Raw genomic sequence first — 13,809 nt, 5'->3', positions numbered from 1 at the left:
CGAGTACATCTCCATGATCTGCGTGGACAAGCTGCAGGTCATCGACTTCCGCCCGACACGGTGCACACCACTGGCCCCAAGCGTTGAGGACGACGACCTCGCCTTCAAAATCAGACAGGCTGATCTCCTCACCCTCCTCCATCAGCGACGGGCCGGAGAAGTCCGGCAGCGGGGCACGTTCCTCCTTTGCGTAGATAATCTCGGTTTGGCCTCCTGGTGAGTGGAACTGGAAGGTGCACCCGACGGCGACGGCGTTTCGGGCGCCGTCGCCTGAGGAACAGGCCGTCAGGGTCACGGCGCTGAGCACCGCGGCAACCGCGATGGCGGCTCTGCGGGGTGTGCTCGGCATGGATTAGATCTCCTTGTTCCGGGGCGGTGGGGAAGAAGACGGTGTTCTGGTTGTCCCGGAAGACCACAACACCGAGGAAGGTCATCGTGCTGCCCGGTGGGTGGTCTGCAGCGACCCAGCTCACCCCAGCGACCGACCATGCTGTGGGGTTAGGCGTACCGCAGGGAACTCATCATCCCGGTTTCCTGGTGATAAGCGTTGTGGCAGTGAAACGCCCACTCACCGGGGTTGTCGGCGATCAAGTCCGCGTTCACCGTTTTGCCGGGGAGAATGAGGACAGTGTCCTTGCGCAGGCCGCTACTTCCGGGAAGAGCCCAGGTATGCCCGTGCAGGTGCATCGGATGGGGCATGGCCGTGGGGTTGTGCATCCGCATCCGCAGGCGTTGGCCTTCTTGGACTGTGCCCGGGGAATCAGCACCGTCGATGCGCAGTCCCCACTGGTAGGGCAACATCTGGCCGGTTAATTCGACCGCTGTTTCCTTATCCACGTCACCGGCCGGGAGCAGGGCTAGTTCCGCCGGCTCAAAGGACGTCAAGAAGGTACCGGGGGCAGTGAGTTCAGGGAAGGTAGTCTCTGGTGCGGGGGTCTGGCCCGCGGCGGTCCGGATGACGGCAAACGCCCGGTCGTCCTTGCCGGCGGCCAGGGCGGTCAGGGGAAAGACACCATCACCGAGTACCACCTCCACGTCGACGCGTTCACCCATCGAGAGGTAGAACGACTCGATGTCGTGGGGACGGACCGGGAAACCGTCGACGTGGGTGACGGTCATACGGTGGCCACCGAGAGCCACCTTGAAGATGGTGTCAGCGCCGGAGTTGATGAACCTCAGGCGGGCTTTATCCCCCGGTCGGGCATTAAACGTTCGGTGCGCCCGGGGAATGCGTCCGTTGATGAGGTAGTGCGGATACATCACATCGCCGGCATCCCCGCCCAGAGCCAGATCGGGCGTGCCGTGGGCCATCATGCCCCCCTCACCACCCATATCCATCCCGCCGTGGCCACCCATGTCCATGTTTCCGTGTCCGCCCATGTCCATCCCCGTCAACATGGTCAGCTGATCTTCGGGACTGCTGCCGTCGATGCCGTCCAGCCAGTCGTCGAGCACGATGGTCCACTCGACGTCCTGGTCCTCAGCGTCTTGCGGGTCACGGACGATCAGAGGGGCGTGCAGACCCCGGTCGAGTTGTAGGCCGGTGTGAGAATGGTAGAAGTAGGTGCCACCGTGGGGGACTTCAAAAACATAGGAGAAAGACTCGCCAGGTTCAATGGGGTCCTGGGTCATGCCGGGCACACCGTCGGCTGCGTTGTGGAGCGCGATGCCATGCCAGTGGACGGAGGTGCTCTCAGGCAGTTCATTGGTGATATCGACCTGGAGGACGTCGCCGGCGGTGGCCTCAATGGCCGTATCCCCGGTGTCAGAGACGTATCCCCACGTCTTGGCTTCGATGCCGCCGATATCCAGGGAGAGGGGCCGGGCGGTCAGTGTCCGGCGCACCGTCGGCTCACCGAGCGCAGTGGGGGTGGGAGTGGGGCGAAGGGAGGGACCTGGTGCAGAGGCAGCGGGTCCAGGGTCGCTGGTGCAGGCGGCCACGGCCCCGGTGCCGGCGAGGACGAGCCCGCCGAGCAGAAACTGTCGTCGGGAAAACGCGTTCGTCATGATTTAACCTTCCTTGGTGCAAGATTTCAGTGACACGGGAGACAGGCGCAGGTGAGGACCCTGCTGAGCCATCACGTCAGGCGCAGGTCTGTGACACAGGTGGCACCGTCGTCGGTGGTGGAAAACTCCGTGGTGCCGGTACGCCCCTGGTAGCTGACCTCAATCAGGCCGGTGGCATCATCGGGAAGCCAGAAGCCAATAAACCCGTTGTCGAAGGTGGTTGTCGCCTCGTCCACCAGCACCTCACCGGTCGCCTCATCGGTGATCGTGACCTGGATATCCTCATTGTCGAGTTCCCCCAGGCAGGTCGTAAGGCTGTGGTAGAAGCAGTCGTGGGTGGAGGTGAGGTAGGGTGCGATCGAGACATACGTCTGATTGTCGGGAAGATCGACCACGACTTCCTGGTCATCGCTCGAGAGCAGCAGTTCATCGGCACGCACTGAGGCGATCAGATCCGTGGGACGCTCAGTGACCTTCTGCCGGTCGAGGTGATCAATGATCTCCACCGCGTCCATGGCGGCCAGGCCATGGGTAGTCAGGAATGTGTCCTGGGACTCCGTCCCGTCGGCGGTGGGTTCCGGGTCGGCGGCTGAACACCCCGTGAGGGCGAGGGCAAGGGCGGCGGCTGCGATCGCTGCTCGTTTCACGTCAATCTCCTTGGATCGTGGTAAGACCGTGAGAAGACACCGCCTCAAGGTCGATGCCATACCTTTATCTAGCACGGGTACCTGACGGACTAGAATCCAAAAACCCTGCTCACAGTCTTATAACAGGGCGAAAAGGGGGTGAATTCGGTGGGCTGGGTCACCACCGGAACACCACCCCACAGCCGTGGGCGATGTCCTTCCACCCGCCCCGGGTATGCGGTGCAGGCAGTGAAATCCCTGGTGGCGCCTGCTGAACCGACCAGGGGAGGCGATGTCGCCGGCCCGGGGTGGGGCACAGGGGTGACGGCGGTCGAAGGGTGATGTTTGAAGATTTGATGAAGTTTTCCCCGCCGGGCACTGAGCGAGGGTGGTATTCCCCTGGCCGGAGCGATACTGGGGTCTATGGCTGACCGCACACCGACCACCGCCACGCCCCCGGGGCGGGTGCTGGTCGTCGATGATGAACAACCCCTGGCTCAGATGGTGGCCTCCTACCTCATCCGGGCCGGCTTCGATACCCGCCAGGCGCACACCGGCACCCAGGCCGTGGACGAGACCCGTCACTTTTCCCCCGATGTTGTGGTGCTGGATCTGGGGCTGCCCGAACTCGACGGCCTGGAGGTGTGCCGACGGATCCGCACCTTCTCGGACTGCTACATCCTCATGCTCACCGCGCGTGGCAGCGAGGACGACAAGATCAGCGGTTTGACCCTGGGGGCGGATGACTACATCACCAAACCTTTTAGCATCCGGGAACTGGTGACCCGGGTGCATGCGGTGCTGCGCCGCCCGCGCACCAGCACCACCCCACCGCAGGTGACCACCCCTTTGATCGTTGGTGACCTCATCCTTGACCCCGTCGCCCATCAGGTGCGGGTGGGGGAGACGACCGTGGAGCTCACCCGCACGGAGTTCGAGCTGCTGGTTGCCCTGGCCCTGCGCCCCGGCCAGGTGCTGACCCGCCACGACCTGGTCACCGAGGTCTGGGACACCACCTGGGTCGGTGATGAACGCATCGTCGATGTCCACATCGGCAACTTGCGTCGCAAGCTCGGCACCGACACCCGGGGCCGGGGGTTTATCGACACCGTGCGTGGCGTGGGCTACCGGGTGGGGCAGCCATGAATCACGGACCCGGCCTGACCTTCCGCTTCCTGACCGCCCAGGTGTTGGTCGTGGTGATTAGCCTGCTGGTGGCCGCGACCGTGGCCACGATGGTGGGCCCGACCCTGTTCCATGATCATATGTTGATGGCCGGCCGGGAGGACCCCTCGCTGGAGCTGTTCCATGCCGAGCAGGCCTACCGGGACGCCAACCTGATCACCCTGGCCGTCGCCCTGCCCACCGCCTTGATCAGCGCCCTGCTGGCCAGCCTGTGGTTATCGCGTCGCCTGCGCACCCCCCTGCAGGATCTCACCCGCGCCGCTACCAGCCTGACGGCCGGCAACTATCGTATCCGCGTGCCCGCCGGAGAAGCAGGCCCCGAGGTCACCACCCTGGCGCATGCCTTCAACACCATGGCCGACCGGCTGGAACACACCGAAGAGGTCCGCCGCCAGATGCTCTCTGATCTGGCCCACGAAATGGGCACCCCCTTATCGGTGCTCACGGTCTACCTCGATGGTCTCCAGGACGGGGCCGTGGACTGGAATAATGCCACCCACACGATCATGGCTGACCAACTCACCCGCCTGACCCGGTTGATGGAAGACATCGACGATGTCTCCCGGGCCCAGGAACACCGGATCGAGTTGGACCTGGCGGAGGAAGGGCTCGGGGATCTGCTCCATACCGCCGCTGCTGCCGCGGGGGAAGCTTATGCTGACAAAGGCGTCGATTTACAGGTCGAGACCATTACGGACACCGCCCGGGTGCTCGTGGACCGGCAACGCTTCGGCCAGGTGATGAGCAATCTCCTGTCGAACGCGCTACGGCACACCCCGGCGGGCGGGCAGGTCCGGATCAGCGTCCACCGACAGGGGGCGTCCACCGCGCTCATCCACGTCGCCGATGACGGCGAGGGCATCCCACCTGGCCAGCTCGGACACATCTTCGAACGCTTCTACCGGGGGGATGCCGCCCGCAGCCGGGACAACGGCGGGGCCGGTATCGGCCTGACCATCTCCAAGGCATTGGTCGAGGCCCACGGCGGCACTCTCACCGCCACCTCCCCCGGACCCGGTCGCGGAGCGGTGTTTGCCCTCCGCCTCCCGCTGTCCCCTCCCGACAGTGAGGAGGCTGCTCGGTGACCACACCCTGCCCCGCGTGAGGGCCGTGCCCTCCACCCCTTGAAAATATACCCCAGGGGGGTATATGCTAGAGAGTAGCATCGCCACATCCCACCGACCCGTAGGAGCTTTCCCATGATCACCTCCCCGCCCCGCCTCTTGCCGATGGCCTCCCACGGCTGCAGCTGTTGCGGACCTGCCTCACGTGCCGACACCGCCTCCATCCCTGCCGCCAGCGACTCGTCAGCAGGAGGGGCCTCCCTTAGCTGCCAGGTCACCGGCCTGACCTGCGGGCACTGCGCGAAAAGCGTGACCCAGGCCCTTCAGGCCCTCCCCCAGGTCGACGACGTCCAGATTGATCTCGCTGCTGGTGGTGTTTCCACCGTCACGGTGACCGGTGTCGTACCTCCGGAGATGGTTCGCCGGGCCATTGAGGAGGCCGGCTACACCGTCTTATCCTGATCAGTTTTACCCATCATCTCGACCCCGACCGGGTTGAGCGAAAGGAACGTCATGAGCACTCCCCACCATTCCGGCGATCACCATGGTGATCACCCCGCTCCGGAAACAGACCACACCCACCACCCGGATCATGCCAGCCACGAACACCACGCAGATGCCGACACCCACGGCCAGGCGATGCCCCACGATCACCCGCACTCCGCCCTGGACGAAGACCACCACGTTCATGGTCACGGCGAACACGCCGGACACAGCACCGCAATGTTTCGGGACCGCTTCTGGTGGTCGCTGATTCTGTCCATTCCCGTCGTTATTTTCAGCCCCATGGTCGCCCACCTGCTCGGCTACCACCTCCCGGCATTCCCCGGATCCACCTGGATCCCCCCGGTGCTGGGCACGATCATCTTCGTCTACGGCGGAACGCCTTTCCTCAAGGGCGGATGGAAAGAACTGAAATCCCGCCAACCCGGGATGATGCTCCTGATCGCCATGGCCATCACCGTGGCGTTTGTCGCCTCCTGGGTCACCACTCTGGGGCTGGGCGGTTTTGACCTGGACTTCTGGTGGGAGCTGTCCCTGCTGGTGACCATCATGCTGCTGGGCCACTGGCTGGAGATGCGTGCTCTCGGGGCCGCGTCCTCCGCGCTTGACGCGCTGGCTGCCCTGCTGCCGGATGAGGCCGAGAAAGTCATCGACGGGACCACCCGCACCGTGGCCATCTCCGAGCTGGTCGTCGACGACGTCGTGCTGGTGAGGGCCGGTGCCCGGGTGCCGGCCGACGGAACCATCCTCGACGGAGCCGCCGAATTCGATGAGGCGATGATCACCGGCGAATCCCGTCCCGTCTTCCGCGACACCGGTGACAAGGTGGTCGCCGGTACCGTGGCCACCGACAACACCGTCCGCATCCGGGTGGAGGCTACCGGCGGGGACACCGCCCTGGCCGGGATCCAACGCATGGTTGCCGACGCCCAGGAGTCCTCCTCCCGGGCCCAGGCCCTGGCGGATCGGGCGGCGGCGTTGTTGTTCTGGTTCGCGCTGATCTCCGCTCTGATCACCGCGGTGGTGTGGACCATCATCGGCAGCCCGGACGATGCCGTGGTGCGCACGGTCACGGTTCTGGTCATCGCCTGTCCGCACGCCCTGGGCCTGGCGATTCCGCTGGTCATAGCGATCTCCACCGAGCGGGCCGCGAAATCCGGGGTGCTCATCAAGGACCGGATGGCGCTCGAGCGGATGCGCACCATCGACGTGGTGCTCTTCGACAAAACCGGCACCCTGACCGAGGGTGCGCACGCGGTCACCGGTGTCGCGGCAGCTGTCGGCGTCACCGAGGGCGAGCTGCTGGCCCTGGCCGCCGCCGCGGAGGCCGACAGCGAGCACCCCGTGGCCCGCGCCATCGTGGCGGCCGCGGCCGCCCATCCCGAGGCCTCCCGTCGGCAAATCCGTGCAACTGATTTCAGCGCCGCCTCCGGCCGGGGGGTCCGGGCCACTGTCGATGGCGCTGAAATCCTCGTGGGCGGGCCGAACATGCTGCGCGAGTTCAACCTCACCACCCCGGCCGAGCTCACCGACACCACCAGCGCCTGGACCGGGCGTGGGGCCGGTGTGCTCCATATTGTCCGCGACGGTCAGATCATCGGTGCGGTGGCCGTCGAGGACAAGATCCGCCCCGAATCCCGCGCCGCCGTGAAAGCCCTGCAGGACCGCGGGGTGAAGGTCGCGATGATCACCGGTGACGCGCAGCAGGTGGCCCAGGCGGTTGGCCAGGACCTGGGGATCGATGAGGTCTTCGCCGAGGTCCTGCCCCAGGACAAGGACTCCAAGGTCACCCAGTTACAGGAGCGTGGCCTGAGCGTGGCCATGGTCGGCGACGGTGTCAACGACGCCCCCGCTCTGACCCGCGCGGAGGTCGGTATCGCCATCGGGGCCGGCACGGATGTGGCCATGGAATCCGCCGGAGTGGTCCTGGCCAGTGATGACCCGCGTGCAGTGCTGTCGATGATTGAGCTCTCGCAGGCCAGCTACCGCAAGATGATCCAGAACCTCATCTGGGCCTCTGGCTACAACATCCTCGCCGTGCCGCTGGCCGCCGGCGTGCTCGCCTCGATCGGGTTCGTGCTGTCCCCGGCCGTGGGCGCGATCTTGATGTCTGCCTCGACCATCGTGGTGGCCCTGAACGCCCAGCTGTTGCGCCGCATTGATCTGGATCCGGCCCACCTGGCTCCGACCGACGGGAAGGAGGAGAAGGCTGCTGTGAGCTCTGCAGCCCCCGTCCGCTGACTTTTAATCCTTCATCGACTCCCCCATACACAACCTCCGAAAGGGAACCCCCATGAAGCGCACCATCACCATCGCCGCTCTCGCCTTGACCTCCACCCTGGTTTTGTCCGCCTGCGCAGATAACACTGAGGGAGAAAACACCGACACCACGACCATCGCCACTACGCCCGCCCCCAACACCACCGAAACGACCGGGGCCACCACGGATCCTGAGACAGAGACGGGGGCGGCCGGAGAGGTCTCCGCCGAGCACAATGACGCGGACATCATGTTCGCACAGATGATGATCCCGCATCACCAACAGGCCGTGGAGATGAGTGAAATCCTCCTGGCCAAGGACGATATCCCGGCCGAGGTCATCGAGTTCGCCCAGGGTGTTATCGATGCCCAGGGCCCGGAGATCGACCGGATGAATACCATGCTCGAGACCTGGGAAGAAGATCCGGTCACCGGTGATATGGGTGAGATGGACCATGGCGGGATGAGTGGAATGATGAGCGAGGAGGACATGACAGCCCTCGAGGACGCCCAGGGCACCGAGGCTGCCCGGCTCTACCTTGAGCAGATGACCGCCCACCATGAGGGCGCCGTCGATATGGCCCGCGATGAGGTCACTGATGGCCAGAACCCGCAGGCCATCGCTCTGGCTGAGCAGGTCATTGAAGATCAGGAGGCCGAGATCGCCGAGATGGAGCAGATGCTCAACGAGCTCTGAACAAGGACATTCCCCGACCACCCCAGATGAGAAACACGACCATACGGCCATCGGGCCAAACCAGGATTTCCGGGAAGGACAATCAGCATGACGAATAAAATCAAGGTTGCAGTAAACGGGTACGGTGTCATCGGTAAACGTGTAGCCGACGCGGTGAGAGCCCAGGAGGACATGGAACTCCTCGGGGTCAGCGACGTCACCACCGATTACCGGGTCGCCACCGCCATCACGCAGGGCATCCCGGTCTATGCCTCCACCGAAGAAGCCCACCAAGAGATGAGCGCTGCCGGATATCCCATCGCCGGGAAACTACCGGACCTGCTCGACAACGCGGATGTCGTGGTGGACTGCACCCCGTCCACCATCGGGGCCGGCAACCTCGACCTCTATCGCACCCATGGAGTCAAGTCCGTGTTCCAGGGCGGGGAGAAGCACAGTCTCACCGGCCACTCCTTCGTTGCCCACGCCAACTACAGTTCCACGCTTGGACGCGACACCACCCGCGTGGTTTCCTGCAACACCACCGGCACTGTCCGCACCCTTATCGCACTCCAGGACGCTGGATTGCTGTCCAAAGCGCGGGGAGTGCTTGTCCGCCGGGCCACCGATCCGTGGGAATCCGACCACTCGGGGATCATGAACACCATAGTTCCCGAAGGTCGTGTTCCCAGCCATCAAGGCCCAGACGCCCAGTCGGTGGTCCCCGACCTGGATGTGGTGACCATGGCGGCCAAGGGAGCGCACACCCACAACCACCTGCATTTCTGGACCATCGAGCTAACCCGCCCGGCAGACACAGAAGAGGTTCTCGAAGCGTTGAAGGCGATGCCGCGGATCGCTTTCGTGCGGCGCTCCGATGGAATCGTGGCGGTCAACAGCACCGTCGAATTGATGCGAGATCTAGGCCGGCCACGGGGCGATATGTATGAGGTCGCCATCTGGGAAGATATCCTGACCGTGCAGGGCAATGAGTTGTTCTGGACGTACACGGTCGACAACCAGGCCATCGTCGTCCCCGAGAACATCGACGCAATCCGTGCCCTGGCTGGCACCGTGGAAGACGGTGATGAGTCCATCCAGCGCACCGACCGTGCCCTGGGGGTGCGCGCGGACTTTTTCTCACCTTCACAATGTTCCGGGAGGTCGAAAACCCCTGCATAGGAAAGATATGGCGGAAACAGTGAGCGTGGTCGTGGGTCGGGGTTAGTCCAAGGTGGCGAGCAGCTCAGTACAGGCCTGCTCGCACCGGCGGCAGGCCTCGGCGCAGACCGTGCAGTGCTCGTGCATCTCAGCGTGGCGGGCGCATTCTTCTCCACAGGCCTGGCAGGCAGTACGACAAGCCTCCAGGACGGAGCGGATAAGGGTGACATTCCAGTCGGTGGGCCGGGAGAGCATCCGGCCGGTGGCCGTACAGATGTCAGCACAGTCGAGGTTGAGGCGGATGCAGGTGGTCAGCTCCGCGACCATGTCCTCACCCAGGCAGGCATCCGCGCAGGCGGTGCAGGTCTGGGCGCACTCGAAGCAGGCGGTGATGCATTCGGCCAGTTTGTCCTTGTCGATCTGGCCTAGGTCCTTCGGGTGGGTCTCCAGCATGGCGTGTACGTGATGGGTCATGTCGTGCTCCATATCTCAATTCGGTCCGGAAAGGCGGGCCGGTCGAGCCGACCGGCCCACACCCTCGACCCTAGAGGCCCGACTGGCCGGAATCCAGGGCTGGACCATGAAGATTTCATGAAGAACCCCAACCTCCACCTAGCGGCTAACAGCCGCTAGAAACTCCCTAAGTGACGTGGCGAATGCTCGGCCGTAGCTACGCCGAGTGGGTCGGCCACAGGCTCCCAAGAGCCGGACGCTGCCCTACCCACAGCCTCCACCCAGTGGCACCTATCGAGCAGGAGGAGTGATAAACCACGACGCACTTGAAGCACCATCCCTCGCTGAGTCTCAGCTCCTGCACCAACCAAGAAACCTAGAAAGCATTATCATGAAGCGCACCATTGCCCTCGCTGCCCTCGCCCTGACCTCCTCCCTGGCCCTGGCCGCCTGCACGGACGACACTGCATCCGATGCCCCCGAGACCACGACCACCACCACCTCGGAGACGGCCACACAGTCCTCCGAGGAGACTGGCATGAACGATCAGATGGGTGCAGAGGGCCATGACCATCCGGCTGATGGTGGGCAACCCCCGGCAGGGATCGCAGCAGAGGAAAATCCCACCTACCCGGTGGACACCGAGGTCGTCCTCACCGCGGACCACATGCCGGGCATGGAGGGTGCTGAGGCGACGATCGCCGGTGCGTTTGACACCACGACCTACTCGGTCAGCTACACCCCCACCGACGGCGGGGACCCGGTCACCGACCACCGGTGGGTGGTCCACGAGGAGCTTGTCGATCCGGGCCAGGCCCCCCTGCCGGAGGGGTCCGAGGTCGTCTTGGATGCCGAGCACATGTCGGGAATGAAGGGTGTGGAGGCCACCATCGACTATTCCACGGATGAGACGGTCTACATGGTTGATCTCACCGTCGACGGGATGACCATGACCAATCACAAGTGGGTCACCGAAAGCGAGAACGCCCCGGCAGAGTAAGACCCACCAACCGCAACCTCAGCACCCCGGGCTCCTCCACCATCTGGTTGAGGTCCCTGGGTGCTTACCTCTTTGGTTTCTGCCCTAGGACGAGTTAGTCCTCGTCCTGGGTGAGCACCTGTCGGGCCAGTCGGTAGGCGTGGTCGTTCCATCCCTGGCGGACGACGTCGCGGACGAGTCAGGAGCATCCCACCGGTGGTGGCTGCCCGTGACGGGGATGTTCCCTTGGTGGCGGCCGCTCTAGACGGCGTGGCGGATGTCCTCTGAGTGGGCAGAGACGGTACATCGTGGCCCGCTTGTCTGCCGGGTGAACCGGCCATAGCCATCAGGATGCGAAATGAGCCCCACACCAAATCCCGCACCGGTCATCGTCACCGGGGATGACCTGGTCTCATTGGTTGGAGCTTATCTTCGCGAAGCAGCTACGTACCGTGCCCAGAGTTACTCGGGTTGTGGTCGGTGATACTCGACTTGTGTACTACGAACCGCAGGACCAGACCCCCGCCAGTGGAGCGAAGGCGGAGTGGGTCCAGACCAGCTTGTTCCAGGGCGGATTCGAAGGCATTGGCCTCGATGAGGCGGTGCGGGGAGCCATCGACGGTGCTGTTGCAAAGTTGGGGCAGTAGGAAGAGCGACGCGAAATAATCACAGCCATGGGTATCTTCTCCGGTCGTCATTTCCCCCGTGACATCATTCTGTGGGCAGTGCGGTGGTACTGCCGCTACGGGGTGAGCTACCGCGATCTGGAGGAAATGATGACTTCAGCGGGGCGTGCCGGTCGATCACACCACGATTCTCACCGCTGGGTCCAGAAACACGCCCCTGAGCTGGACAAGCAAACACGGTGGTACCGGCAGGTACCTGGCTGGCAGGCCAGTTCCTGGCGGGTGGATGAGACCTATATCCGGGTCGGCGGCAGGTGGTGCTATCTCTATCGGGGGATCACCGCCGGTGGCCAGACCCTGGACTTTTACCTCTCTCCGAAGCGGAACGTAGCCGCAGCGAAGCGTTTCCTGGCCAAGGCCCTCAGATCCAATGCGTCAGCCGGGTATCCCAGAGTGATCAACACCGATAAAGCACCCTCACTAGCCAGGGCAATCGCCGAGTTGAAGTCAGAGGGAATCTGCCCGCCAACAGTGGAACACCGGCAGGTGAAATACCTCAACAACATCCTGGAAGGCGACCATGGTCGGCTGAAGCGGATCCTCGGGCCGAAAGGCGCGTTTAAGAACCGGACATCTGCATATCGGACGTTGAAAGGGATGGAGGCGATGCACTCATTGCGGAAAGGGCAAGGCACGATGTTTGACCTCACGGGCAACCGAACCCGGACGCGGTGATCGTCAACCGGGTCTTCGAGACGGCCTGAGAACGCCCACACGCAGCGGCCATCAGGGAATGAGAAACTGAGTTTTTGCGGCTCTCCCCCCAACTTTGCAACAGCACCCTGCTCACCTAGTTCCCCTTCGGAGACGCCTGAATTGATACCCACAGTAGGCACTTTTAATGTAAATGGGGAATAGGTCGGCTCATGATCCAAAGTCCGTCAGCAGCGGGTAGTCCGCGACAAGGGCTCCGCTGGGGCACCTGGAAACACGGCTCGATGTAGCGCAAAAACTTCTTTACGGGGTCGCCTTCATCGCGTGTCGACGTTCGTCCCCGGCGAGGGATCTTCCCGGCGTCGCGCATAGGGTCACCGGCTCCTCATTAAGCTCACCAAAACGCCGGGGCCCGGAACTCGCGGTAAGTGCCGTCCAGCGGGTCGGCGAAGGCGAGGTAGACAGATGCCAGCCGCATGGGCACGCGGAAGTCCTCCTCGCCGAAGGGGTGGACGGTGGGGTAAATCGGGTCGCCGAGGATGGGGGCGCCGGCGGCGTTCATTTGCACGCGCAGCTGGTGGGTGCGCCCTGTAGCGGGCTCCAGGAGGTACTGGGCAATTGCTAAGGACGTGTTGTGGGCGCGTTGGATCTCGGGGGCGTCGATACGCGAAACTGAGAGGAGGGTGGTCAGCGCGTTCGGCTCGCGGTCGGGGACGATCGCGGAGGCAACCTCGCCGTGGTGCTTCTCAATGTGGTGCTCCCAGCGAGCGGGCGCGTCCAGCCCGACGTCGGGCGCGAGCGCCACGTAGCGCTTGAGCACGTTGCGCTGGGCGAATAGCTCCTGATAGGCACCGCGAAGGCGTGCGTGCTTGGTGAACAGCAGTAGGCCGGACGTCATGCGGTCGAGCCGGTGGGCGGGCGTCAGTTCCTCGTTGCCGGTGGAGCGGCGCAGGCGCACGGTGGCCGATTCGGTGATGTGCGCTGCCCGCGGCATGGTCGCCAGGAAGGGCGGCTTGTTCACCACCATGAGCCCGTCGTCTTCGTAAATGACCTCGATCTCGTAGGGTACGGGTGTTTCCGGGGCGGGCCTGCGGTAGAAGAACACATCGGTTCCGGGCGTGAGGGGGGTGCTGGGCGTGATGGGGGAGCCGTCGCGAAGCACGACCTCGCCGGCGGTGAACCGGGCGAGAACTGCGGCCTCGTCGTCCTCGGGGTGCCTATGGCGCTGCTCGCTGATCACCCGCGAGAGTAAGTCGAAGGCGGTGATAGTCTCGTCGCCTGGGAGCTCGGGCAGGCGGATGCGGCTCGCCCCCAAGCCGTCGCGGGGCGGAAGAGGAACTTTCCTGGATGAGTTCTTTCTCGCCATAATGTGCGCTAAGTTTATCGCATGGATTTCAATGCACTTCTCGCGCCGGTGATCGCGTTCTTCTCCGAGGGTATCGGCAAGGCCATTTTCGACTTCGCCCAGATGCTCTACAGCATCCTGTACCCGGCTAACGCCGAGGCCGCATATCCGGTGGAGACTCCCAAGTAAGAACCCTGTTGCCGCGCTAGA

15 protein-coding genes and 1 pseudogene are annotated in these 13,809 nt (G+C 63.9%); 10 read left to right on the top strand and 6 right to left on the bottom strand.

From position 1 onward, the window contains the following. Window positions 1–16: 16 nt before the first annotated feature. The 3 genes and pseudogenes from BLS40_RS11100 to BLS40_RS07420 form a co-directional block, all read right to left on the bottom strand. Window positions 17–349, bottom strand: a pseudogene (locus tag BLS40_RS11100) (TlpA family protein disulfide reductase); the annotation flags it as partial. Between the two features lie 149 nt (window positions 350–498). Continuing rightward, window positions 499–2,007 carry a multicopper oxidase family protein gene (locus tag BLS40_RS07425; RefSeq protein ID WP_092150753.1) on the bottom strand — a complete coding sequence of 503 codons (1,509 nt, stop codon included), beginning with the start codon at window positions 2,005–2,007 and terminating at the stop codon, window positions 499–501. 71 nt (window positions 2,008–2,078) lie between these two features. After that, complete coding sequence (locus tag BLS40_RS07420) at window positions 2,079–2,654, bottom strand: CueP family metal-binding protein (RefSeq protein ID WP_092150750.1); 576 nt, start codon at window positions 2,652–2,654, stop codon at window positions 2,079–2,081. 402 nt (window positions 2,655–3,056) lie between these two features. Between BLS40_RS07420 and BLS40_RS07415 the strand changes: the two genes are divergently transcribed. The 3 genes from BLS40_RS07415 (at window position 3,057) to BLS40_RS07405 (ending at window position 5,344) form a co-directional block, all read left to right on the top strand. Then, on the top strand, window positions 3,057–3,779 hold the full coding sequence (locus BLS40_RS07415; RefSeq protein WP_092150747.1) for a response regulator transcription factor: 723 nt from the start codon (window positions 3,057–3,059) through the stop codon (window positions 3,777–3,779). Beyond that, window positions 3,776–4,903, top strand: a complete 1,128-nt coding sequence (locus BLS40_RS07410) for a sensor histidine kinase (RefSeq protein ID WP_092150743.1) — start codon at window positions 3,776–3,778, stop codon at window positions 4,901–4,903. Before BLS40_RS07415 ends, BLS40_RS07410 begins: the two co-directional genes overlap by 4 nt. Before the next feature lie 114 nt (window positions 4,904–5,017). Further along, window positions 5,018–5,344 (top strand): heavy-metal-associated domain-containing protein, encoded by a 327-nt coding sequence (locus BLS40_RS07405; protein ID WP_092150740.1) that lies wholly within the window; start codon window positions 5,018–5,020, stop codon window positions 5,342–5,344. A gap of 6 nt (window positions 5,345–5,350) precedes the next feature. Here the strand turns inward: BLS40_RS07405 and BLS40_RS11235 are convergent, their stop codons facing one another. Continuing rightward, window positions 5,351–5,596 carry a hypothetical protein gene (locus tag BLS40_RS11235; protein ID WP_018021432.1) on the bottom strand — a complete coding sequence of 82 codons (246 nt, stop codon included), beginning with the start codon at window positions 5,594–5,596 and terminating at the stop codon, window positions 5,351–5,353. On the opposite strand from BLS40_RS11235, the gene BLS40_RS07400 reads away from it, so the two are divergent. From BLS40_RS07400 to BLS40_RS07390, 3 genes are all read left to right on the top strand, one after another. After that, window positions 5,522–7,627: a copper-translocating P-type ATPase gene (locus BLS40_RS07400; protein WP_231908417.1), complete on the top strand. Its 2,106-nt coding sequence runs from the start codon at window positions 5,522–5,524 to the stop codon at window positions 7,625–7,627. The two genes, BLS40_RS11235 and BLS40_RS07400, sit on opposite strands and share 75 nt — an antisense overlap. A gap of 52 nt (window positions 7,628–7,679) precedes the next feature. After that, window positions 7,680–8,342 carry a DUF305 domain-containing protein gene (locus tag BLS40_RS07395; protein WP_092150734.1) on the top strand — a complete coding sequence of 221 codons (663 nt, stop codon included), beginning with the start codon at window positions 7,680–7,682 and terminating at the stop codon, window positions 8,340–8,342. 87 nt (window positions 8,343–8,429) lie between these two features. Further along, window positions 8,430–9,503: a type II glyceraldehyde-3-phosphate dehydrogenase gene (locus BLS40_RS07390; protein ID WP_092150731.1), complete on the top strand. Its 1,074-nt coding sequence runs from the start codon at window positions 8,430–8,432 to the stop codon at window positions 9,501–9,503. Between the two features lie 42 nt (window positions 9,504–9,545). On the opposite strand, the gene BLS40_RS07385 is transcribed toward BLS40_RS07390, so the two are convergent. Further along, window positions 9,546–9,956 carry a four-helix bundle copper-binding protein gene (locus tag BLS40_RS07385; protein ID WP_040422633.1) on the bottom strand — a complete coding sequence of 137 codons (411 nt, stop codon included), beginning with the start codon at window positions 9,954–9,956 and terminating at the stop codon, window positions 9,546–9,548. 370 nt (window positions 9,957–10,326) lie between these two features. Here BLS40_RS07385 and BLS40_RS07380 point away from each other — a divergent pair, with 370 nt between their 5' ends. The 3 genes from BLS40_RS07380 (at window position 10,327) to BLS40_RS07370 (ending at window position 12,275) form a co-directional block, all read left to right on the top strand. Further along, window positions 10,327–10,935 (top strand): YdhK family protein, encoded by a 609-nt coding sequence (locus BLS40_RS07380; RefSeq protein WP_092150728.1) that lies wholly within the window; start codon window positions 10,327–10,329, stop codon window positions 10,933–10,935. 473 nt (window positions 10,936–11,408) lie between these two features. Continuing rightward, the gene (locus BLS40_RS11095; protein ID WP_172808013.1) at window positions 11,409–11,561 is read left to right on the top strand and encodes a hypothetical protein; all 153 of its coding nucleotides are present in this window, start codon (window positions 11,409–11,411) and stop codon (window positions 11,559–11,561) included. Window positions 11,562–11,588: 27 nt separating this feature from the next. Beyond that, window positions 11,589–12,275, top strand: a complete 687-nt coding sequence (locus BLS40_RS07370) for an IS6 family transposase (protein WP_407922402.1) — start codon at window positions 11,589–11,591, stop codon at window positions 12,273–12,275. Window positions 12,276–12,648: 373 nt separating this feature from the next. Here the strand turns inward: BLS40_RS07370 and BLS40_RS07365 are convergent, their stop codons facing one another. Beyond that, on the bottom strand, window positions 12,649–13,620 hold the full coding sequence (locus BLS40_RS07365; RefSeq protein WP_092150722.1) for a pseudouridine synthase: 972 nt from the start codon (window positions 13,618–13,620) through the stop codon (window positions 12,649–12,651). Window positions 13,621–13,641: 21 nt separating this feature from the next. Here BLS40_RS07365 and BLS40_RS11090 point away from each other — a divergent pair, with 21 nt between their 5' ends. Beyond that, window positions 13,642–13,788, top strand: coding sequence for a hypothetical protein (locus BLS40_RS11090; RefSeq protein ID WP_172808012.1), 147 nt, complete (start codon window positions 13,642–13,644; stop codon window positions 13,786–13,788). Window positions 13,789–13,809 lie beyond the last annotated feature (21 nt).

The sequence above is a fragment of the Corynebacterium mycetoides genome (assembly GCF_900103625.1).
Classification (GTDB): domain Bacteria; phylum Actinomycetota; class Actinomycetes; order Mycobacteriales; family Mycobacteriaceae; genus Corynebacterium; species Corynebacterium mycetoides.
Note: the sequence above shows the minus strand (reverse complement) of the source record. Positions and strands in the feature narration are given on the sequence as shown.

What these genes read in the sequence shown, in the direction of transcription:
- BLS40_RS07425 (WP_092150753.1), bottom strand. Translation starts at nt 2,007, where the DNA reads ATGACGAACGCGTTTTCCCGACGACAGTTTCTGCTCGGCGGGCTCGTC.
- BLS40_RS07415 (WP_092150747.1), top strand. Translation starts at nt 3,057, where the DNA reads ATGGCTGACCGCACACCGACCACCGCCACGCCCCCGGGGCGGGTGCTG.
- BLS40_RS07410 (WP_092150743.1), top strand. Translation starts at nt 3,776, where the DNA reads ATGAATCACGGACCCGGCCTGACCTTCCGCTTCCTGACCGCCCAGGTG.
- BLS40_RS07405 (WP_092150740.1), top strand. Translation starts at nt 5,018, where the DNA reads ATGATCACCTCCCCGCCCCGCCTCTTGCCGATGGCCTCCCACGGCTGC.
- BLS40_RS07400 (WP_231908417.1), top strand. Translation starts at nt 5,522, where the DNA reads ATGCCCCACGATCACCCGCACTCCGCCCTGGACGAAGACCACCACGTT.
- BLS40_RS07395 (WP_092150734.1), top strand. Translation starts at nt 7,680, where the DNA reads ATGAAGCGCACCATCACCATCGCCGCTCTCGCCTTGACCTCCACCCTG.
- BLS40_RS07390 (WP_092150731.1), top strand. Translation starts at nt 8,430, where the DNA reads ATGACGAATAAAATCAAGGTTGCAGTAAACGGGTACGGTGTCATCGGT.
- BLS40_RS07385 (WP_040422633.1), bottom strand. Translation starts at nt 9,956, where the DNA reads ATGACCCATCACGTACACGCCATGCTGGAGACCCACCCGAAGGACCTA.
- BLS40_RS07380 (WP_092150728.1), top strand. Translation starts at nt 10,327, where the DNA reads ATGAAGCGCACCATTGCCCTCGCTGCCCTCGCCCTGACCTCCTCCCTG.
- BLS40_RS07370 (WP_407922402.1), top strand. Translation starts at nt 11,589, where the DNA reads ATGGGTATCTTCTCCGGTCGTCATTTCCCCCGTGACATCATTCTGTGG.
- BLS40_RS07365 (WP_092150722.1), bottom strand. Translation starts at nt 13,620, where the DNA reads ATGGCGAGAAAGAACTCATCCAGGAAAGTTCCTCTTCCGCCCCGCGAC.
- BLS40_RS11090 (WP_172808012.1), top strand. Translation starts at nt 13,642, where the DNA reads ATGGATTTCAATGCACTTCTCGCGCCGGTGATCGCGTTCTTCTCCGAG.